This is a genomic window from Baekduia alba (assembly GCF_028416635.1).
GTDB classification, from domain to species: Bacteria; Actinomycetota; Thermoleophilia; order Solirubrobacterales; family Solirubrobacteraceae; genus Baekduia; species Baekduia alba.
Genome location: NZ_CP114013.1, coordinates 983553 through 1003346 on the forward strand (window position 1 = coordinate 983553; position 19794 = coordinate 1003346).

27 protein-coding genes and 1 pseudogene are annotated in these 19794 nt (G+C 71.0%); 24 read left to right on the top strand and 4 right to left on the bottom strand.

All coding sequences use genetic code 11. The features are described from left to right. Positions 1-2: 2 nt before the first annotated feature. From DSM104299_RS04805 to DSM104299_RS04860, 13 genes and pseudogenes are all read left to right on the top strand, one after another. Positions 3-689: an RraA family protein gene (locus DSM104299_RS04805; protein WP_272476155.1), complete on the top strand. Its 687-nt coding sequence runs from the start codon at positions 3-5 to the stop codon at positions 687-689. Further along, positions 682-843, top strand: coding sequence for a hypothetical protein (locus DSM104299_RS04810; RefSeq protein WP_272476156.1), 162 nt, complete (start codon positions 682-684; stop codon positions 841-843). Before DSM104299_RS04805 ends, DSM104299_RS04810 begins: the two co-directional genes overlap by 8 nt. Then, entirely contained in the window at positions 836-2308 is a 1473-nt protein-coding gene (locus DSM104299_RS04815) for an amidase (RefSeq protein WP_272476157.1), read from the top strand. The genes DSM104299_RS04810 and DSM104299_RS04815 overlap by 8 nt, the downstream gene beginning before the upstream one ends. Further along, on the top strand, positions 2305-3858 hold the full coding sequence (locus DSM104299_RS04820; RefSeq protein ID WP_272476158.1) for a sugar ABC transporter ATP-binding protein: 1554 nt from the start codon (positions 2305-2307) through the stop codon (positions 3856-3858). Before DSM104299_RS04815 ends, DSM104299_RS04820 begins: the two co-directional genes overlap by 4 nt. Beyond that, entirely contained in the window at positions 3855-4868 is a 1014-nt protein-coding gene (locus DSM104299_RS04825) for an ABC transporter permease (protein WP_272476159.1), read from the top strand. Before DSM104299_RS04820 ends, DSM104299_RS04825 begins: the two co-directional genes overlap by 4 nt. Beyond that, positions 4865-5851 carry an ABC transporter permease gene (locus DSM104299_RS04830; RefSeq protein ID WP_272476160.1) on the top strand — a complete coding sequence of 329 codons (987 nt, stop codon included), beginning with the start codon at positions 4865-4867 and terminating at the stop codon, positions 5849-5851. The genes DSM104299_RS04825 and DSM104299_RS04830 overlap by 4 nt, the downstream gene beginning before the upstream one ends. Next, positions 5844-6824: a sugar ABC transporter substrate-binding protein gene (locus tag DSM104299_RS04835; RefSeq protein ID WP_272476161.1), complete on the top strand. Its 981-nt coding sequence runs from the start codon at positions 5844-5846 to the stop codon at positions 6822-6824. The genes DSM104299_RS04830 and DSM104299_RS04835 overlap by 8 nt, the downstream gene beginning before the upstream one ends. Before the next feature lie 318 nt (positions 6825-7142). Then, positions 7143-7427, top strand: a pseudogene (locus tag DSM104299_RS29515) (amidase family protein); the annotation flags it as partial. Positions 7428-7443: 16 nt separating this feature from the next. Next, positions 7444-7923, top strand: a complete 480-nt coding sequence (locus DSM104299_RS04840; RefSeq protein WP_272476162.1) for a TetR-like C-terminal domain-containing protein — start codon at positions 7444-7446, stop codon at positions 7921-7923. A gap of 100 nt (positions 7924-8023) precedes the next feature. Beyond that, entirely contained in the window at positions 8024-8356 is a 333-nt protein-coding gene (locus DSM104299_RS04845) for a hypothetical protein (protein WP_272476163.1), read from the top strand. A 40-nt stretch (positions 8357-8396) separates the two neighbouring features. After that, positions 8397-8531 (top strand): hypothetical protein, encoded by a 135-nt coding sequence (locus DSM104299_RS04850; protein ID WP_272476164.1) that lies wholly within the window; start codon positions 8397-8399, stop codon positions 8529-8531. Positions 8532-9248: 717 nt separating this feature from the next. After that, entirely contained in the window at positions 9249-9698 is a 450-nt protein-coding gene (locus DSM104299_RS04855; RefSeq protein ID WP_272476165.1) for a hypothetical protein, read from the top strand. A gap of 32 nt (positions 9699-9730) precedes the next feature. Further along, positions 9731-9967: a hypothetical protein gene (locus DSM104299_RS04860; protein ID WP_272476166.1), complete on the top strand. Its 237-nt coding sequence runs from the start codon at positions 9731-9733 to the stop codon at positions 9965-9967. 76 nt (positions 9968-10043) lie between these two features. Here the strand turns inward: DSM104299_RS04860 and DSM104299_RS04865 are convergent, their stop codons facing one another. The 3 genes from DSM104299_RS04865 to DSM104299_RS04875 form a co-directional block, all read right to left on the bottom strand. Further along, the gene (locus DSM104299_RS04865; RefSeq protein ID WP_272476167.1) at positions 10044-10607 is read right to left on the bottom strand and encodes a hypothetical protein; all 564 of its coding nucleotides are present in this window, start codon (positions 10605-10607) and stop codon (positions 10044-10046) included. A 1060-nt stretch (positions 10608-11667) separates the two neighbouring features. Continuing rightward, positions 11668-12297: a hypothetical protein gene (locus DSM104299_RS04870; RefSeq protein ID WP_272476168.1), complete on the bottom strand. Its 630-nt coding sequence runs from the start codon at positions 12295-12297 to the stop codon at positions 11668-11670. A gap of 290 nt (positions 12298-12587) precedes the next feature. Further along, positions 12588-12713 carry a hypothetical protein gene (locus DSM104299_RS04875; protein ID WP_272476169.1) on the bottom strand — a complete coding sequence of 42 codons (126 nt, stop codon included), beginning with the start codon at positions 12711-12713 and terminating at the stop codon, positions 12588-12590. A 1157-nt stretch (positions 12714-13870) separates the two neighbouring features. Here DSM104299_RS04875 and DSM104299_RS04880 point away from each other — a divergent pair. The 11 genes from DSM104299_RS04880 to DSM104299_RS04930 all read left to right on the top strand — a co-directional run bounded on the left by DSM104299_RS04880 (position 13871) and on the right by DSM104299_RS04930 (position 19463). Beyond that, a complete protein-coding gene (locus DSM104299_RS04880) occupies positions 13871-14209 on the top strand; it encodes a helix-turn-helix domain-containing protein (RefSeq protein WP_272476170.1) in 339 nt (112 codons plus the stop codon). Next, on the top strand, positions 14206-14439 hold the full coding sequence (locus DSM104299_RS04885; RefSeq protein ID WP_272476171.1) for a hypothetical protein: 234 nt from the start codon (positions 14206-14208) through the stop codon (positions 14437-14439). Before DSM104299_RS04880 ends, DSM104299_RS04885 begins: the two co-directional genes overlap by 4 nt. Continuing rightward, the gene (locus tag DSM104299_RS04890) at positions 14436-15614 is read left to right on the top strand and encodes an AAA family ATPase (RefSeq protein ID WP_272476172.1); all 1179 of its coding nucleotides are present in this window, start codon (positions 14436-14438) and stop codon (positions 15612-15614) included. Before DSM104299_RS04885 ends, DSM104299_RS04890 begins: the two co-directional genes overlap by 4 nt. Next, positions 15611-16078 (top strand): hypothetical protein, encoded by a 468-nt coding sequence (locus DSM104299_RS04895; RefSeq protein WP_272476173.1) that lies wholly within the window; start codon positions 15611-15613, stop codon positions 16076-16078. Before DSM104299_RS04890 ends, DSM104299_RS04895 begins: the two co-directional genes overlap by 4 nt. 124 nt (positions 16079-16202) lie before the next feature. Continuing rightward, the gene (locus DSM104299_RS04900; protein ID WP_272476174.1) at positions 16203-16703 is read left to right on the top strand and encodes a hypothetical protein; all 501 of its coding nucleotides are present in this window, start codon (positions 16203-16205) and stop codon (positions 16701-16703) included. Continuing rightward, positions 16700-16903: a hypothetical protein gene (locus DSM104299_RS04905; protein WP_272476175.1), complete on the top strand. Its 204-nt coding sequence runs from the start codon at positions 16700-16702 to the stop codon at positions 16901-16903. The genes DSM104299_RS04900 and DSM104299_RS04905 overlap by 4 nt, the downstream gene beginning before the upstream one ends. Beyond that, positions 16900-17151: a hypothetical protein gene (locus tag DSM104299_RS04910; protein WP_272476176.1), complete on the top strand. Its 252-nt coding sequence runs from the start codon at positions 16900-16902 to the stop codon at positions 17149-17151. Before DSM104299_RS04905 ends, DSM104299_RS04910 begins: the two co-directional genes overlap by 4 nt. Continuing rightward, the gene (locus DSM104299_RS04915; RefSeq protein ID WP_272476177.1) at positions 17148-17882 is read left to right on the top strand and encodes a hypothetical protein; all 735 of its coding nucleotides are present in this window, start codon (positions 17148-17150) and stop codon (positions 17880-17882) included. Before DSM104299_RS04910 ends, DSM104299_RS04915 begins: the two co-directional genes overlap by 4 nt. After that, a complete protein-coding gene (locus tag DSM104299_RS04920; protein ID WP_272476178.1) occupies positions 17879-18421 on the top strand; it encodes a hypothetical protein in 543 nt (180 codons plus the stop codon). Before DSM104299_RS04915 ends, DSM104299_RS04920 begins: the two co-directional genes overlap by 4 nt. A gap of 149 nt (positions 18422-18570) precedes the next feature. Further along, positions 18571-19131 carry a hypothetical protein gene (locus tag DSM104299_RS04925; protein ID WP_272476179.1) on the top strand — a complete coding sequence of 187 codons (561 nt, stop codon included), beginning with the start codon at positions 18571-18573 and terminating at the stop codon, positions 19129-19131. Positions 19132-19199: 68 nt separating this feature from the next. After that, positions 19200-19463 (top strand): hypothetical protein, encoded by a 264-nt coding sequence (locus DSM104299_RS04930; protein WP_272476180.1) that lies wholly within the window; start codon positions 19200-19202, stop codon positions 19461-19463. A 5-nt stretch (positions 19464-19468) separates the two neighbouring features. On the opposite strand, the gene DSM104299_RS04935 is transcribed toward DSM104299_RS04930, so the two are convergent. Further along, on the bottom strand, positions 19469-19672 hold the full coding sequence (locus tag DSM104299_RS04935) for a hypothetical protein (RefSeq protein ID WP_272476181.1): 204 nt from the start codon (positions 19670-19672) through the stop codon (positions 19469-19471). Between the last annotated feature and the right edge of the window lie 122 nt (positions 19673-19794).

Genomic DNA, 19794 nt, shown 5'->3' on the forward strand with positions numbered 1-19794 from the left:
CGATGACCGCCACCCAATCCACCGTCGATCGCGCCGCGATCCGCGAGCGCTTCCAGTCCGTCGACACGTCCAACGTCGCCGACGTCCTGGACGCCCTCGGGTTGCCCGACCAGGGGCTGGACAGCTCCTTCGCGCCGATCGCCGGTCAGGGGCGCCTGGCCGGCTGGGCCTTCACGATCAGCGGGCGGCTCACCCCGTACGCGTCGGACGGCGGGGACCCGCTCAAGATGGAGGCCTGCGGCGCGCTGACGCCCGACAGCATCTCGGTGTGGTCGGGCGCCGGTGCCGGCGTGTGCTTCTTCGGCGAGCTGATCGCCCTCGGCATGCAGGAGCGCGGCTGCGTCGGCGCGCTGGTCGACGGCGGCGTCCGCGACGTGCGCTGGCTCGAGCAGCTGAGCTTCCCGGTGTTCGCCCGCTACCGCACGCCGGTGCAGTCGATCGGGCGTTGGAAGGTCGAGGCCTATGCCACGCCCGTGTCGATGCCCGGGGCGACACGGCCGGCCGTCGCGGTGGCGCCCGGCGACTTCGTCCTCGCCGACGCCGACGGCGCGATCGTCGTGCCGGCCGACGTCGTGACGACCGTCCTCGAGCGCGCGGAGGAGATGGGGCGCCGCGAGGCCGAGATCCGGGCCCAGCTGGCCGGCGGCATGACGCTCGGCGCGGCGCTGGAGCGCTTCGGCCATGTCTAGCCCGACCGACGCTCGCCCGCACGAGGACGCCGGCCAAGCGCGGAGCGGCGCCGGCGACCCCGACCGCGTCGCCCAGTTGGTCGCCACGCTGACGGTCGACGACGACATGTACGAGTTCCGCCGGCTGCTGGCCGCCCTGGTGCCCCGTGGGTGACGGACCGCACTGGACCGTGGCCGAGGCCGCCCGCGCGATCCGCACGCGGGAGGTCGCCTGCGTCGAGTTGACCGGCGAGCTGCTGGACCGCGCGCGCGTCGCCGACGAGCAACTGCACTGCTTCGTCGGCATCGACGGGCGCCGGGCCATGGCCGTGGCGGGCGAGCTCGATCAGGCCCTGGCCGCGGGTGCGCCCAGCGGGTCGCTGACCGGCGTCCCCTATGCCTACAAGGACATCTTCGTCCGCGACGGCGTGGCTCCCTCTCAGGGCTCGCGCACGCTGCGGCTGCCGTTCCGCGGCCGGGACGCGACGCTGCTGCAGCGCCTCGACCGGGCGGGCGCCGTGCCCCTCGGCCGCCTGAACCTCGACCAGTTCGGCTACGCCGCCACGGGTGCGAACCCCGACTTCGGCGACACGCGCAACCCATGGGACCCGTCGTGCGTGGCGGGCGGATCCTCCAGCGGCGCCGCCGCTGCCGTCGCGGCGGGCGTGCTGCCGTTCGCCATCGGGTCGGACACCGGCGGCTCGGTGCGGATCCCGGCGGCGTTCTGCGGGATCGTCGGGCTCAAGCCCACCTACGGGCGCGTGCCCAAGCGCGGCGCGGCGGCGATGTGCTTCTCCCAGGACACGCCGGGCGTCCTGGCACGCTCGGTGCTCGACGCGGCCATCGTGCTCGACGCGATCGCCGGCCACGACCCGCTGGACGCCTCGTCGGTCGACGCGCCTGTCGCCGATCACGCGAGCGCGGCGAGCCCCGACCCAAGCGTCCGAGGCCTCCGCGTGGGGGTCGACCGCGCCTACAACGAGGCGGTCGCGGACGCCGAGGTGCTCGACGCGCTGAACGCGGCGCTCGGGGTCCTCGAGGGCGCCGGCGCCGAGGTCGTCGACGTGGACCTCTCGGCGCTGCCCGACTACGACCTCGTCGCGACGCTCCTGACCAGTGCCGAGGTCTCCGCGGTCCACGCCCAGACGTTCTCCGCGCGCCCCGAGGCCTACGCGCCGGCGACCCGGGCCCGGCTGGGCACCGCGCGCTCTGCGACCGGCATGGACCACGTCAACGCGCTGCGGCTGCAGGGTCGCGCGCTCTCCGCCTTCGTCGACGGCGTGCTGTCGCGGGTCGAGCTGATCGCCATGCCGGCGACGCCGACCGCGGCGCCGACGCTGGTCGACGCGCTGGATCGCGCCGGTGACGACGGCGTCTCCGCGTCGATCCGCGCGTTGACGCTCAACCGAGCGTTCAACCTGCTGGGTCTGCCGGCGATGTCCGTGCCGATGGGCTTCGACGCCGCCGGGCTGCCGCTGGGGCTGCAGCTGGTCGCCGGACCCTGGCGGGAGGCGCGGCTCCTGCGGTGCGGCGCGGCGTTCCAGGCCAACAGCGGGTGGCACTTGGAAGCCCCGCGGGACTGGCGGTGGGTCGTCGGTCAACCATCTGGATCACTCGAGGACAAGGAGCGAAGCAGGTGAGCACGCTCGCCCGAACGGAGGCGTTCGACCGGCTGATCGCGACGCATGAGCAGGACCGCGGTCACGCGATCGTCGAGCTGCACGACATCCACAAGAGCTTCGGCAGCACACAGGCGCTGCGCGGCGCCTCGCTGCGGCTGCACGGCGGCGAGGTGCACGCGCTGCTGGGCGAGAACGGCGCCGGCAAGAGCACGCTCCTGCGCATCCTGGTCGGCGGCACGCAGCCCGACGCCGGAGAGATCCGGATCGACGGCGCGCCGGTGGCGATGGCCGACGTCCGGGACGCGACCGCCCACGGCATCGTGCCCATCTACCAGCAGCTCAGCCTGATGCCGCACCTGACGGTGCTCGAGAACCTGCTGGCCTTCGAGATCGCGCGGGCGCCCGGGCACCGGCTCCTGCGCCACGCCGACGCGATCGACCGCGCGCGCGACGCGCTGCGCGCCGTCGGGCTCGACGTGGCACTCGGCACCCGCGCCGCGGAGCTGTCGCTCGCGCAGCGCCAGCTGGTGGAGCTGGCGCGCTGCGTCATGCGCGACTGCCGCGTCGTGCTGCTCGACGAGCCGACGACGTCGCTGGCCGCCGACGAGGTCGACTCGCTGATGCGCGTCATGGAGGTGATGCGCGACCAGGGGCGGGCGCTGCTGTTCATCAGCCATCGCCTCGAGGAGATCGAGCGCATCAGCGATCGCGTCACGGTCCTGCGCGACGGCCAGGTCGTCGTCGACTCCCAGGTCGCCTCCGGCTTCGACGGCGGGCAACTCGTGGCCGCGATGGTCGGCGACGCGCTGACGTCCCGTACGGTCGAACGGCGCACGCCGGGAGCGCCGGTGCTGCAGGTGTCCGGCCTGACGGCACCGCGCGCCTTCCGCGACGTGAGCCTGGACGTGCACGAGCGCGAGGTCGTCGGCCTCGTCGGCCTGATCGGCTCGGGCGCGATGGAGCTCGGCGACGCGCTGGCCGGCACGCGGTCGTTCGGTGGGGGACGGGTCGAGCTGGCCGGCCGGCCGCTGCGCTCGGGCGACCGCGCCGGCGCGCTGCGCGCCGGCGCCGGGCTGATCCCCGTCGACCGCGACCGCGACGGCTGCTTCTTCGGCCACAGCGTCTTGCACAACGCCAGCGCCTCGAGCCTGCGACGGCTCAGCCGCTTCGGCGTGCTGACGGCGCGCCGGGAGCGCCGCGCGTTCGTCCCCACGTTGGCGCGCCTGGGCGTCAAGCCCGCCGATCCGGGCGCCGACGTCGCCGCGCTCAGCGGCGGCAACCGCCAGAAGGTGATGGTCGCGCGCAGCCTCACCGAGCAGTGCCGGCTGCTGATCGCGCAGGAGCCGACCCGCGGCGTCGACGTCGCCGCACGCGCCGAGATCCACGACGCGCTGGTGCAGGCCGCCGAGCGGGGCATGGCGGTCCTGCTCACGTCCAGCGACCTCGAGGAGGTCACGGCGCTCTGCGACCGCATCCTCGTGATGCGCGCCGGCCGCCTGGTCGCCGCGCTCGACGGCTCCGCCACCGCGACCGACATCGTCGTCCACCTCACGGGCGCGCGGCGATGAGCGATCGCGCCACGAGCGGACGCTGGTCCGACCTCGCGCCGACCGCGGCGCTGCTCGCCGTCCTCGTCGTCGGCCTCGCGCTGTTCGCGCCGGGCTTCCTGACGAGCGGCAACGTGGCCAACCTCGGCCGCAACGCGTCGATCCTCGGGCTCGCCGCCTGCGGGCAGGCCGTCGTGATCATCACGCGGGGCCTGGACCTGTCGTCGGGCTCGGTGGTCGCGTTGATGAGCGTCGTCGTGATCAAGGAGCTGGACCACGGCCCGACCGTCGCGTTCGCGCTCGCCATCCTCGTGGCGCTGGCGGTCGGCGTGGTCAACGGCGTGCTCATCGGCTTGCTGAGCGTCCCCGCGTTCCTGGTGACGCTCGGGATGCTCACCGGCCTGCACGGCCTCGCGTCCTACATCGTCGGCGGCGTGTCGGTCCAGGCGCCCACCGGGGTCGACGTCACCTGGGCCAGCAATGCGCAGGTCGGCTTCGTGCCCGTCCCGGTGGTCCTGGCGCTCGCCGGGCTGGCGCTGCTGTCGCTGCTGCTGCGCCGCACGACGGCCGGGCGCTGCTGGTACCTGATCGGCGCCAATCCCGAGGCGGGGCGCCAGGCCGGGCTGCGGGTCGGGCGGCTGATCCTGATGGCCTACGTCGTGGCGGCCGGCTTCGTCGCGGTGGCGGGCGTGATCCTCGCCGCGCGCGTGCAGTCCGGCCAGCCGAACCTCCAGCCGACGCTGCCCTTCGAGGCGATCGCCGCGTGCGCGATCGGCGGCCTCTCGATGAGCGGCGGCGCGGGCCGGGTCGCGGGCGTGCTGACCGGCGTGCTGATCGTGTCGGTGACCGAGAACGGCCTGGTGCTGCTCAACGTGTCCGACGACGCGCAGACGATCGTCGTCGGCGTGGTGACGGTGGCGTCGGTGATCCTCGCCGGTCGCGGGCTCCCGTTGGGTCGGCTGCGGCTGCGGCGGGCGCGTCCGGCGCCGGCCGGGTCCTTCGCGGGCACGGAGCGGGGGTTGGCGTCATGACCGTCCCGAACGCCCTGCGCGAGCGGACGGCGCCGATCATGCGCAACGCGCTCGCGCCCCTGTGCCTGGCCGCTTCTCTGATCACGTTCTTCAACCTGGCGCCGGGCGAGCTGGAGCCGACGAACTTCAAGAACGTCCTGGCGCAGTGCTCGCCGCTGGCCATCGTCGCCGTCGGGCAGATGGTCGTGCTCGTCACGCGCGGCTTCGACATCTCCGTCGGCTCGGTCACGGCGCTGTCGGCGGTCGCCGGCGCGCTGGCGATCCGCGCCTTCGGCGCCGCCGGCATCGTCGCCGCTCCGCTGGCCGGCTTGGCCTGCGGGCTCGTCAACGGCGGCCTGATCGGTCGTCTGGGCGTGCAGCCGGTTATCGCGACGCTCGGCATGCTGTCGGTCGCGCGTGGCCTCGCGCTGCTGATCAGCGGCGATCGCGCGGTCATCCTGCACGACGGCAACCCGCTGTCGGGGCTGGGCTACGACGAGGTGCTCGGCGTTCCGGCCGCGTTCGTCCTGGCGCTGGCGTTCGCGGCGCTGCTGGCCGGCTTCCTGCGACGGGCGGCGGCGGGGCGCCGCGTCTACATGCTGGGCAGCAACCCGGCGGGCGCCGAGATGGTCGGCGTCTCGCGGCGCGTGACGCTGGCTTGGGCGTACGGGATCGCGGGCCTGTCGGCGGGCGTGGCGGCCACGATCCTGGTCGGCCGCGCGGGAGGCGGCCTGCCGACCGATGGGCAGGGGCTCGAGCTGCAAGCCATCGCCGCTGCGGTCATCGGTGGAGTGAGCCTCGCAGGAGGGATGGGTCGACCATGGCTGGTGCTCGTCGGCGCCTTGTTCATCGAGTCGTTGAACAACGGCCTGACGCTCGCCGGCTACTCGCAGTTCCTACAAGAGATCATCCTGGGCGCGGTGATCTTGCTCGCGGGTCTGGCCGACCACCTGATCCGCCGGGCCGCTGCGTCCCAACGCCTCAAGGAGGCCATCGATGCATAGGTTCACCACGATTGCGATCGTCGCGACGCTCGGCGTCGCGACGACCGCGGCGACCGGCTGTGGAGCGAAGAGCAGCTCGACGAGCGGCGGCAAGGCGCAGACCACGATCGGGTTCTCGATGCCCGACAGCTCGGAGTCGTTCTGGGTGTCGTTGCTCTACGGCGCCCAGCAGGAGGCGCGACGCCAGGGTGTCAAGCTCGTGGCCGTAAGCGCCGGGGGCGACACGAACGCCAACCAGCAGATCTCGCAGATCCAGGACCTCGTGCACCGCGACGTCAAGGCGCTGCTGGTGGGCGCCACCGACGCCGATGCGATCTCGGCGGTGGTCGACCAAGCCGCCGCGCAGATCCCGGTGATCGGCACGTCCAGCGCACCCAACTCGACCAAGTTGACGTCCTCGGTGTTCACCGACAACCCGGCCATGGGCAAGATCGAGGCCCAGTGCCTCGGGCGGGCGCTCGGCGGCAAGGGGCAGGTCGCGATGCTCACCGGTCCGGCGGGCCAGGTCTGGGCGACCGCCCGCGCGAAGGGCTTCACCGACACGTTGAAGAGCGAGTACCCCAACATGAAGGTGGTCGCGACCTCCCGCCTGGCCGACAACACCAACGCGGCGCTGAAGGTCACGGGGGACTGGCTGCAGCGCTTCCCCGACCTCGCGGGCGTCTACAGCGTCACCGACGACACCGGCGCCGGGGCGGTCGCGGCGATCAAGGCCGCGCACCGCGACGTGAAGGTCGCGACGTCCAACTACAGCCAGACCGCGCAGCAGCTGCTCGACCAGGGGGCGTTCGTCTGCACTGCGGCCCAGCGGATCGTCACCCAGGGGGCCGCGGCGGTCCGCCAGGCGATGGCAGCGATCGGCAAGCGCCCGGTGACCAAGACGGTGTACACCCCGGTCACCGAGGTCGACAAGGCCAACCTGCAGGACGTCGACCTCTCGACCGTCCGCGCGCCGGACGGCTTCAAGCCCTGAGCGCCGCGCGTCGTGCGGACCGCTCGCGGGCGGTCCGCACGACCACGCTCGACCGGGGAGCGGCGCTCAGCACGCCCTCCGATCCCACGCGCACACCACGTACCTTCGCCGACACCTATGACTTCTCGGGGTGCCGCGGCCGGCCTTGGCACCCTTGGGGTCGAACCGGCACCGCGTCGATCGTCCGCTGCGACGACGGTGCCCGCGCGTGCGTGGTGATGTCGGGTGACGTCTACCCCGCGAAGGCAAACGCCGATGGATTCCTGGCCCGTATCCGGCGACCGGCGACCGGCGACCGGCTAGCGAAAGGCAACGGAGATGTACGACGACCCAGACGCTGGATCGGACCGCGACGCGCTGGCGCAGAGCGCGGTCGGTCTCGCGCACGCGATACGAACCGGCCAGGCGACGGCTCGAGCGGCCCTCGAGGCGTGCATCACACGTATCGAAGCAGCGGATGCCACAGTCAACGCGGTGGTGCTCAGACGCTTCGACCAGGCCAGGCAGGAAGCCGACCAGGCCGACAAGCGTCTCGCCGAAGGCCAGCCGACCGGGCTGCTGCACGGTGTGCCTATCACGGTCAAGGACCAGTTCAACGTCGCAGGTCTGCCAACGACGCTTGGGCTGGCCTCACGCCGGAGCGACGTCGAACCCGCCGACGGCCACCGACCCGGTCAAGCGGCTCCTGGCGGTCGCCGGGACCTACCGGGACTGGGCGGTCGAGCACCCGGCGGAGTTCCAGCTTGTCTACGGCGCCCCAATCCCGGGCTACTCGCCCCCCGAAGGCGGCGCGGCTGCCGCCGAGGCCCACCGCGCCTGCGCCGTGCTCATCGACGTGGTGGCGGACGCGGCGCCGCGGCCCTCGACGGAGCGCGCCCGTTGGGCGGACTTCGAGCCGGCCTTCGCCGCCGCCGCCCGTGCCGACCATCCCGGCCTGACGCCGCAAGTTCTCGCGCTGGCGCTGCGCTTCTGGGGCCGGATGCACGGCCTCGTGGCGCTCGATGTCTACGGCCACCTGCCGCCGCAGCTGCGGGAGCGCGACAAGCACTTCCGCGACGAGATGCGCGAGCTGGGCGTCACGCTCGCGCCTGGCGATTGACACCCGCCACTCCGACGCCATGCGCACGAACGTGCGTATTACGCGTATGAGGATTCGGCACCCGAGCCATCGGCGAACGGGTTCCTCGAGGACGACCACGGTGATGAAGCTCACGCGGCTCCTCGCGTGGGCGGCCGCGACGGAGAAGCGGTGGCTGTCGGACTTCTTCGCCCCCGAGCCGGTCGACCTCGCCGCCTTAGCCGACCTGGGCACCGGGCTGCGCGAGCGCGACGGCGCGCGCGTCGCGCTGATCGAGTCGGATGGCTCGCCGGCCCGCCGGGTGCGCCCAATCGGCGTAGTCACCGTCCTTGGTTCCCGGCTCGGCGAACGGCGTCATCCCGACCCCAGCGAAGCTGCACTGCTGCGAGGGCATGACGAACGGGCGATGACGAGACGGCGCGCGCCCGGCTCTCGTCCTAACGCGAGCACGTAGATCTAGAGGCTGGTCGAGGAGACCGGGCCCGGTCGCGGTCGTGACCGACCTCGCCGCGAGGCCGGCCGGATCGTCGATCTGGGCCGATCTGGTCAAGCCCGATGCCCGCGAGGCCGACCTGCAAATGTTCTACTTCGACTTTCTCAAGGGCGGCCTCCTCGGCGACATCACATGAGACGCCGCGCGTAGCCGGGGGCCGCGCTGACCGCTGCTTCGCCTATGGCGCGCTCGGCCTCCTCATCATCGTGGACAGGCGTGAGCGCGATGTATCGATAGTCCGGTGCCGCGTTACCCTGCCCGCATGACCCGAGTTTCGGCCAACGTTTCGGCCAAAGCAGGGGGTTTGCTGTTCTCGGTCGCGGAGCCCCGAACGACGGAAGGCCCCGGTTTGCGGGGCCTTCCAGGATGGGCGCGGCGGGTTTCGAACCTGCGACCTCTCGCGTGTGAAGGACGAGGACGATCAGGGCGAAACGCCCGGGAACGCTGAAGAACACGGGGGATAGGGGCTGGGCGCCCTCGTTGGATGCTGCCGAATCGTGGGCGATATCGGCGGATACGGGCACCGAGCCCGGCCCAGTGCCCGTTGCGCCATGACTTACATCTATCGCCCGCGCTCCTTCCTACGCTTGCTTCCGGGGCTCTGCTGAGGGGCGCGTGGCGACTGAGATCCGGACGGCGGCGGGCGGGATCATCATCGCGGTCGTCTCGTACGGGGTGCCCAACGGCGAGTAGTCTGCCGGTCCGGCTAGGACGGTCGTCCGCTGGACGTCAACTTATCCGTGTACAGGGCCGATCCTGTTCAGATAGAATGACACTCACGCGATGGAGCCCATAGTCCGGCCGTCCGCAGTACCCAAGGCCTCGCAGGACGACGAAGCCGCAGGATGACGTTATGAGCACCACCGAACTCGCGAGCCCGCCACGGCCAACTGAGGAGACCCCGGAGCACGGGGTCATCTCTATCGGCGACGTGACCCTGTCGCAGGTCGTCCACTGGATGGAGCACGATCTGTTCGTGTTCCGGTCGACGGAGTTCGATGTGATCGCCGCCGACGAAGACCTTCAGACGGCAATCCGGGCGTTCGTCGAGAGCGCACAGGACTACGCGCGCATGGTGGGCGATCTCGGCGCCGACGAGCTCACACAGGATGAGGCAGAAACCGCCTTGCTGATCTACCGCCGGCTCAACGACGCCTACCAGGGCATCGCGGCTGACCTGCGCGCAAGATTGGCACATCGCGTACGAATCGTTAGCATTCTGCGCAAGCGCGGCCACGACGCGCCCCGCTCGTGGTACCGCAAGTCCTCACTGCCGACCTCATCGCCGCAGCCACACGGCTAGCTGGCGCCGAACCCCGCAAAGCACGCCACGGGATGCTGTTCCGCGTCCCGGTCACGTCCAGCGACGGCGTCAAAACGGCGGTCACGTTCCAGATCGACGGGCACCGGAAGTGGGCGATGTCCTACGTACTCAACGACATCGCGCGGAATCTCCGCCTTGAACGGGACCAGGTAGTCCAGGTGATGAGCGACTGGACGCACGACGACCTCCTGACCCACCTCGGGCAGTTCACGGCCGCCGACCTTCGCCCGTCGGCACTGCGCCGCTAGGCCCGGCCTCACCTACAACTTCATGCAGCACCTCAGCGCCCCGTCGGCTACGTGCCGGCGGGGCGCTTCGTACGTTCTAGCGGTGCTGGGCTCGACGCTCCGCCAGCAGCCTGGCGTACCGCCTCGTGCCCTCAAATCGATCTACGGCCCGCGCGGCGACGGCCTGCCCGCTTGCGGCGCAGTTCGCATACACCGTCTGGCTGTAGGTCGACGTGTTGCCGTAGGTGTCGACGCCCGCGCTCCACGTGCCTCCGACGCCATCGCTGAGGAACGCGAAGCCGACGACGCCGAAGCCTCCGGATACGACGCTTTGGCCGGCGGGACACGCGACCGAAATCAGCTGTACCTGGTCGGGGCCGATCGCCACGGTGTTTGAGACGTGCGTGAGACGACTGACCGCGGCGGGGCCTGCCGGACCGGCGGGTCCTGCGGCGCCGGGGAGGCCGATGCCGTCGGTGCCGTCGTGTCCGGGGTCGCCTTCGGGGCCGCGTGCTCCCTTGGCGCCCTTGAGCGCATGGCGGACGCTCGGCTTGATCTGCTTGGCGGAGGTGATGAGGTAGCGGTTGGCGGCGCCGGCCGTCGCTGTGATGCTGATTGCGGCGACGATGATGCAGGCGATCAGGGTGTGGGACCGTTTCATGGTGCGACGGTATCGGAAGCGCTCAGGTCTAGCTGACCAACTTTCGGCTAGCTTCGATCCGCACGGCTAGTCAGCCTCGACATAGACCTCCGGCGACCCTTCCGCCTGACCCGTCGTTCTCGAACCTCTCGATCGCCTCAGGCTTGTAGCGGTAGAGCCGGCCGAGCTTCAGCGCCGGGATCTTGCCGGCGACCAGCTCGCCACGCAGGATCTCGACCTACGCGGGCGCATCGACGATGACGCGCGCCGTCGTCGCGCCTGTGGCCATTACCTCGATGACGGTGTGCGCAGCACGATCGACTCGCCGGTGGTCCGGCTCAACGCGAGGCCCATGCTGAACTCGTCGGTCGCCGCAGCCGCGCGCTCAAGCCCGGCTGTCGAACGCCGGACCTCGCCAGTCGATCTCAGGACTCGTGCGAAGGTGCGGTGCGACCCGACGAGTCGTAAGCGGCTACCACCCCACGTGGGTCGTCGTGTCGGGCAGGCAGGTCAAGTCCACTCGTTCTTGGGAAGCAGCTTACCTGCGACGAACTCGCCGATGTGCTCGCCCCGATCCCAACCATCGGGAGCCCCAGACCACCGGACCGCCGTGACACGGGCGTCTGGATGCTGCGCGCTGAGCGACCCCGCCAGAGCCAGTGCGATCCCGTCGTCGTCCATAGCAGGTGGCGACACTGGTGCTGGGCTGCCGTCGATCAGGATTGTCCAGTGCGTAGGCTCGCTCATGGAACGACCCTAGCGCTCAACGCGAGGCCTCCGAAGGGCGTCGAAGGCGCCTGCCGTCCCGGCAGCTACTGGAGAGGCCGGCTCCGCATGGGTGCCAAGTCTAGATCGGCGCCGTTCTCGGTCGCGCCTTGGCGCTCAGCCCACGCGAGCGCGTCCTTCACTCGGAACCGGACCAGTCGCCGCCCCCACGTCACGTGCGGCATCCCGGCGCGACGCATCCGGTCGATCGTCGGGACGGACACGCGCATGATCTCGGCTAGCTCTTGACGGGTGACCAGCTCCGGCAGCGACGTGTTCGCGGTGCGGTCTCCATGGCTCTTGGGCTGAACGCGACTCACGATGTCACGAGCGTCGGAGCCTCCTGCGGTTCGGACACAGTTACCCGCTGACGGACCAGCGGCGACCGGGCCCCGAACAGGACATCGCCGAAGAGAGCGAGCGGCCAGCTGAGGAACAGCGCGACGACGAGGAACGAGCCGAACCGGAAGCCGTTGCGGCTTGCGTGCGCGGCGACGAGGATGCTTGGCACCACCCAAACGAGCACGCCGGCGACGATCGCGAGAGCGAGGATGGCGTTGCTGTTGTCGTCCATGTTCGGGGACTCCTGGTCGGTGATCGACGGACGTGCTGGGGGCGCGACGGAGCGCGCGGGCGCCTGAGCCGCGGGCGGGGCGACCTCGGCCGCGCTGGCGCTCGGAAACTTGATGTAGGCGTTGGTGCCCGCCGTGCACTCGACCGTTGACGCGGACGCGGCGCAGGACACGTCGTAGCGCTTGCCGGTCGTTGGGCTCACGACGCTCAGCTGCTCGTCTCCGCTCCCATCGTCGGCGTCGAGGTACGCGGCACGGACGCTGCGGGCGAACGCGCAGCTCGCATGGCGGCCGGCGTCGAGGTCGGAGCCGCAGCTGCGAACTCCCGTTGGCGCAGCGGGGGCTGCGGGAGCAACGAGCAGGCCGACGATCAAGGCGAGGATGAGGGTCCTGAACGTGGCTCGGAGGAGGCGTGGCATCGGGGCGCGCCGACACTACGCCACAATAAGGATCGCTGCAACGCTCAGCGACGCTCACGCACGTCCGGGCATTGTGCGGGCACCGTCGACGCCTTCGAGTCGGCGGCCCTGGCAAACGACGCCTGGAGACAGGGCGCACTCGACCAACGAGCGCTCGCCTGCCTCGCGAGAGGCCGGCCCGTGGACCGTGCCGGCGGAGATCCTCTTCACCGCGATGAAGAGGATCGGTCCCGCGGGACCGATGGTCAGGGCGCCCGGCTCAAGCCCTCGGCCTTGGCCTCGTTGATCACCTCCTCGAACTGCTCATCGGGCGCGTCTGCGAGCACGTAGTGCTGCGTGATCGTGGAAGCGTTATCCGCCGGAAGCCCCATCGCCTCAGAGGGTCGCCGTGAGAGTTCCGCATCGTGATGCGGAACTCGCTGACCTCTCGTTGTGACGGTGCCATCGCGCTGCCCTTCGCGGACGGCTCACCGATCCGGCGTTCGCAGCGGCTCAGCTGTCCGCCACGGAGATCGTGCGCGTCGAACGCCAGCTCCTTCTCGCGGATCACGCTTCTCGGAGGCCATGGAAGGCCATGCTGGAGAGGCAGGCCATGGAGGTCGTCTTGCGCACCTCCTCCGTCGGCGACGCTTGCTAGCTTCCACGATGGCGGTTAGGTCATTGGTGTGACCTCTCTTTCAAGCGGCCCCCGGGACCTTCGTCCTGGGGGCCGCGGTCGTTCTGAAGCGAAGACGTCCGCCGAGCCTGCGACAGTCCCCTGCGAGGGCTCAGGCTCTCCGACCAAGATGGAAAGAGGACACCAACGATGATCACCACCCACCGCCATGAGCCAGACCTCGCCTAAGGTCGCACCCGCTCCGCCGGTCTTCGGCGCCAGCTGGCTCGAGGATCTCCTCGGACTCCGGCCCGCGCTCGCCGGACTGGACCGGCTTCAACGACACATCGCCACCTACGAGTGGTTCGGTCGGCTGTGCGACGAGCTCGCATCCTTCGATGCCGTACACCCGGACACTGGCGATTGCTCAGACGAGCTGCAGAAGGTTCGCCGGTGCCTGCAGGACGCCCACATGGAGGCGTCCGAGATGATGGACGACGCTCGCGACCGGTGGCGTATCTCTACCGGCGATGGTGTCCGCGTCGACCGGGAGCGCCGACGCCGGGCCAAGATCCTACGCCGCTCCTTCCGCGTCGATCGTCGGTCGACGTGCGCGCGTCAGCGTGGCGCTCGCGCTCGCGGCGCCGGGCGTCCGGCCGCTCGCCGGCGCGCTGTCTCGACGCCCTCGGCGTCAGACGACCCTGGCCCACCAGGCCATCTAGGCCCCGCCGGCGGACGAAGCCGGCATTCCATCCACCTCACGGCGACGAGCACCGCTCGCGCCCTCCATACGCTCTTCCGCTGCCCTGACGGGTGGCTCTTCGTCGCGCCCGGTTTCGGTGCGCGGCATGGTCGCTACCCGTCGTCTACGCGCCAGGGCTCGGGCCGTGGCGACGGGCGCGGCCGGGTTCTGTGCCTCGTGGCGGTGGTCGCATGAAGCGCCAGCGCATGACGCAGACCGCCCGGGTCGAGCAGCTCCTGCGCCGACGCGGCGAGCTGGGCATCACCGCGGCGGACTTCCTGCTGCCCGACGTCGCGGACGGCGGCCCGCCCATCCTGCGCTTGGCCGCCCGCGTGGACGAGCTCCGTTCGCGTCACGGCGTGACGATCGTGACGCTGTTCGAGCACAAGGGCGACGCGCGCGTCGCTCGGTATGTGCTGCGGGAGCAGCACTTCGTCACGGCGTCCATGCCGGTCAACGCGCCCGATGCCTCGGACCAGCTGCTGGCGCCGCCCCCGAGGTCCGCCGTGTTGGGCTGGGAGGAGGCGTGATTACCTCGCTCAGCGTCGCGGAGGCGCGGGCGCAGATCCTGCACGCCGCGCTGCTCAAGAGCCCCGCAGCCACGTGCGTCGACGACCTGCCGCGGGCTCTGCCGGAGTTCGCACGCTGGCGGCCCGACATCCTCGGCGCCGCGATCGCCGACCTCGTCGCCGACGGCCGCATCACCGAGAGCCCGGCCGGACGACTCCGGGTCCACGTCGTCGAGGAGCCAACCTCATGAGCCCGCTGGTCGACGGCGGCGCGTTCATCCTCGACGCACCCGAACACGTGCCGGCGGTCTGGGGAGACGAGGGCAACGGCGTCCTCTGGGCCAAAGGCGAACCGCTCCTGCTGTGCGGACCGCCCGGTGTCGGCAAGTCGACGCTGATCCAGCAGGTCATGCGCGCCCGGATGGGGCTCTTCGGCGACCTCGAAGTGCTCGACCATATCGTCGCCCCGAGCACCAAGCGTGTGCTGTACCTCGCCTGCGATCGCCCCGCGCAGATCGCTCGCTCGATGCGACGCCTGTTCCGTCCCGAGCATCGAAAGATGGTCGGCGAGCTTCTCGTCGTCTGGCGCGGGCCGTTGCCCTACAACCTGGTCGACAACCCCGGTCAGCTCGCGCTCGACGCCGCCGCCCAGGGCGTCGACACCGTCATCATCGACAGCCTCAAGGACATCGCCTCGCCGCTCACCAGCGACGAGGTCGGCTCGGCCGTCAAGGCGTGCATGGCCGCGCTCAACGAGGCCGGCATCGAGGTCTGCGCCCTCCACCATCAGCGCAAGGCCAACGGGGACAACAAGAACCCGGACAAGCTCGAAGACGTCTACGGGTCGACGTGGATCACCGCGGGAGCCGGCAGCGTCCTGCTCCTCAAGGGCCAGGCCGGAGACGCCGTCGTCGAGCTCAAGCACCTCAAGCAGCCCGCAGACGAGGTCGGGCCGCTGACGGTCGTCCACGACCACGCCACCGGCACGAGCACCGTGGAGCGCGAGCGCAGCATCCGAGACGTCCTCGCGGCCGAGTGGCGCCTCACCGCTCCCGAGGCGGCGGCCATCCTCCACGGGCCCACACCGAGCCGCAACGTCGTCGAGAAGGTCCGCCGCAAGCTCGACAACCTCGTCGCCAACGGCGTCGCCTACAAGGACCCGCCAGCGGCGCCGCGAGCGCCCATCACGTACGTCTACTCAGCAGACGACCGTGCAGAGCGTGCAGAGGACCGTGTAGCTACACGGTCGCTACACGGTCCTGCACGAACCCCTAGGGATCCGCTGCACGATGACTACACGGCACTGCACGCCGACGCTGCAACCCGCCCCAACCCCCTTAAGGGGGCGGGTGCAGCAGAACGTGCAGAGACCTCGACTCCCGTTAGCGCCCTCACCGCCGACGTCTTCGCCGAGGAAGCCGCATGAGCCGGCCACCCCATGACAGCGCCGGACCCCTTGGCAGCGTCGCCCAGGAGATCCGCCTCGCGCCCGACCAGCTCGCCGACCTCTTCGCGGGCGGCTTGACGGTGCTCGCTCCTGGCGGTGTGGCAATCCGGTTGGTGCCGGACTACTCGTCGGCGCCCGTCACGGGTCGCTGTCTCGTTGATGCCGCGACGGTCGCTCAAGAGATCGGGATGTCGGCACCGTGGGTGCGCGAGCACGCCGAGATCCTCGGCGGTCAGCGCATGGGCGACGGGCCGCGGCCGCGGCTGCGGTTCGACCTCGAGCGTGCCCGCGCGGCGTGGGCCTCTCGCTCTGTGAGCGAGCGGCCGCTGGCGACAGATCCGACTCCACGGGCGGCATCGCGCCGCCGTCGATCGACCACTTCGGGCAGCGACGTCGAGTTGCTGCCCGTCCGAGGCCAACTAGGAGGCCGCCATGCCGCATGACTCTGCCGTCTGCGGAGCGAAGACCACGGCCGGCACCGGGTGCCGGCGACCAGCCGGATGGGGCACGGGACATCCGGGCTACTCACGGTGCAAGCTCCACGGCGGCGCATCGCCGCAGGCCGAGATGAGCGGCGCCCTCGCAGTCGCCCGCGTCGAGGCGACCGCGATGGGCATTCCGCTCGAGATCGAGCCCCACGAGGCGATCCTGCAGTGCATCCGGATCGCCGCTGGCGAGGTTCGCTACTGCAGCGATCGGATCGCGGAGCTTTATCTCGACGACGCCGTCGGCCCGATCGTCAGCCGAAAGAGGCGGCCGCTATCGCATGGCAAGGACGGCGAGTCGGCGACCGAAACCGTCGAGGAGGTCACCTCCGGACCGCCCGAGCTGCACGTCTGGGTCCGAGCGCGGCAGGTGGCGATGGACCGCCTCGTGAACTTCTCGAAGATCGCGCTGGCCGCGGGTGTCGAGGAACGGCGCGTGACGGTCGCCGAGCGTCACGGCCAGGCCATGGCCGAGCTGATCCGTGGCGTGCTCGGTGACCTCGGTGTGCCGCTCGACGAGCCTCGCACCCGCGAGGTCGTCACGCGGCGCCTGATGCTGATCGATGGAGGGGGTGCGGCATGACCGACGACGACCTCGCACGGCTCGACGAGCGGCTCGGCGACCTCACCGGGCTCGCGGCCCTGTTGTTCACGTCGGACGAGCGGCGCCGGATCGGTGCGCTCGTGCGCGAGGAACTCGGACTCGACCGGGCCGACCACGGCCGGGAACCACGCGATGCGGAGACGGCCGACGCGCCCCAACCCGAAGGACAAGCCAAATGACCAACACCACCGACAAGGAGAACCACATGGACTTGCAGGAAACGAGCGACGATCGAGTGCTCGACCTCAGCGAACGAGACGCGCTCGCCGCGGAGTTCCTGCAGGTTGGCGTCGCGGATCTGGGCCGGTTGCTCGTCGAGGTGGGCGCCCACTCGCTGGACAAGGTCACGGTCGCGCAGGCGGTGCGTCTCCGCGCGCTCGCGCCGACGGCTGCCGCCGAGCACCGCGCCGTCGGCGGCGTCGCGTGACCGAGATCGAGACACGTCAGGGCCGTCGCAGCAGCGGCGAGATCCTCGCGCACCTGATCGGGCTGATCCAGCCGCAAGGGCGCCGCGGGTGGGTCGAGCAGTCCGAGCACCCTTGGCTGGAGCCGCTCCGGGAGCGTCACGAAACGGCGGTGCGTGGTCGGGTCGTCGCGTTGATGCAGGTGCCGGCGACGCTCGCCGCTCTCCAGGACGAGGACGCCGTGTTCGCCGACGGGTACCACGCGTGGTTGCGGGAGCGTCGCCGTGCGCTGGTGGAGGGGCGGGTGATCCCGCCCGGTCCGCGCGGGCTGACCGACCAGGAGCGTCGGGGCCGGCTGGACGAGGCCTGGTCGACGGTGGCGGAGGCCCACGGGCGGCTGGCGAGTGTGGTCGACGAGGTCGGGCGCACGCTGCTTGCGCATCTCGACGAGGTCGAGCGGACCTACCTCGCTCAGCATCGGATGGCGGCGTCGTCGGCCTGGAGTCAGACCAACGTGTCGCGTCAGTGGTTCGTCAGCGCCGTGGATGACGCTCAGAGCGGTGTGCTGGCGCACGCCGTGGCTGAGATCCGCGACTTCGCGACGTCGTGGCGGCCGGACTTCGCGTCGCCCGAGCGGCAGACGTCCTCTTCGCTCGATGTTCCCGCGTCGGCGATCACCACCACCTTGCCGCCCGGGCGCGCGTACGCCCCCGCGCCCTTCCAGGGCGTTTATGGGCTCGGAGCGTCCCGGTGACCAAGATCATCAACAACAGAAGGAGCAACAACGTGCCGTCCTCAACTACTCGGCGCCGAATCGAGGTGTTCACCGGCCCAAACGGCGAGCCGGCGCCACGCCCGGTGACGGTCGTGACCGCCTCAGCGGCCGACTTGGCGCCGCGACTCGGTCTTCCCGCGACGGCATCGACAGGCGATGTCGTCGCAGCCCTTAGCTCCACCCACGCAAGTTCTACAACTACGAAGGAGAACGACGTGCCCACCCCCATCACCACAACCGGCTGGTTCCCGCAGCTCGACGAAGCATCGGCTGCGATCGACGGTGCCGAAGCCGCACGGCGTGACCGGATCGTCGCGGCCGCGGCCGACGCTGGCAAGATCACGGCGACCGACACGGGCCGCACGAGCTGGCGTGAGGCGTTCGACGAGGACCCCGCCGGCACCGAGCGGCTGCTGACGGCCTCCGCCAGCAACGGCGGCCTCGCGGCGGCGAAATTCGCGCCCACGGGCCAACCGACGAGCACCGGCCTGTTCCCGCATCTGGACGAGGTGGCGTGATGACCGTGTATGCGACCGGATCATCGCCGCGCGCGTCGGGTCCCCTCGACTACGACTGGCTGGCCAGCGACGTCCGCGCGTTCGAGAGCGGCGGTCCGACGGACCCCAACCGGGTGCCGGTTGACCTCAGCGGCGAGCACGACCGCGCGGTGGGCGCCTACAACCGGGCGCGAACGACGCTTCAGCGCGCGATCGACGCTCGCCGGTCTATCCCGAGCGCCCCGCCGGTCGCGCCCGGCATGCCCTACCTCAGTGACGAGGCTTACGAGCGTGCGCAGAAGACGCTCGCCGAGGAACGTGCTCGTGGCGACCAGCGGATCGCCGACGCGGAGACCAACGTGGTGTCTGCGGCCGTCGCGCTTGCGGGCGTGATCGACCGCGTGGCCGAGGCGTTTGCCGACAAGGTGCTCGCCGATGACCGCAACACCTACAAGTTGCACAGCAGCCGGCTGCGGGACGAGGCCGAGCGCCTGCGTCCGTCGGCGCCGGCAGGCCCTGATGATCTGCTCGGCGAGCGCGGTTGGAAGGCGCTGCGCGACCAGGGGGCGCGGGCCGGGATCGCCGATGAGCGGACCCTGCTGATGAAGGTCGACGTCGGGCACCCCGGCGAGCTTCGCGTCCGCCACGAGGCGATCCTGCGCGACCACATCGACGAGATCGCCCAGATGGCACGGCGCGGCATGGCCGACCCGATCGGACAGCGTCGATGAGCGCCCCCGCGCCGTTGTCCCGCGACTGGATTCCACGCACAGAAGTGCCGTGGCTGGAGCAGCTTCGGATGTGGCATGTCGGTCAGGTCGGCGCGCACCAGCGCGCGCGCCAGGCCGTCACCGACAGCAGCGGCAACTACGGCGACCTCGTCGAGGACGAGCGCCTCACCGCCGCCGAGCTCGCGCGGATCATCGGCGAGGTGGCACGCCTCGTCGGCGACCGCGCCAGCGATCCCGCGGCCGGGCAGGTCGACGTCAGCGACATCACTGTCGCGGCCGCCCGGCGGTGGCTGCGCGTCGACGACTGTGACGTCGAGGCGGTGGCGGCGTGAGGTGCTCAGTCGTGGTAGAGCGACGTGACGTCGCTCAGTTGCAGCCGCTCGGCGTCGGCGCGCACCTCGAGGATCTGGTCGCAGCCGGTCACGCGCAGGTGAACGGCGCGGCCGCCATCGACGGCGGCAATCGACTCCACCTTCTTCCCGAGAAGGAAGCTGGCGAGCTCGTCCTGGACCTGGTTCTGCCGCAGCTGTTCGGTCGTCATGACTGCACCGTGCACCTCGGGTCGGACGGCGCCGGAGCCGCGGTCGCTCGCGTCGCACGCAGGCGTTCGATCGCACCGGCGGCTAGCCACAGAGCGGCTCGCCGTCACCTGCCATGCTCGGC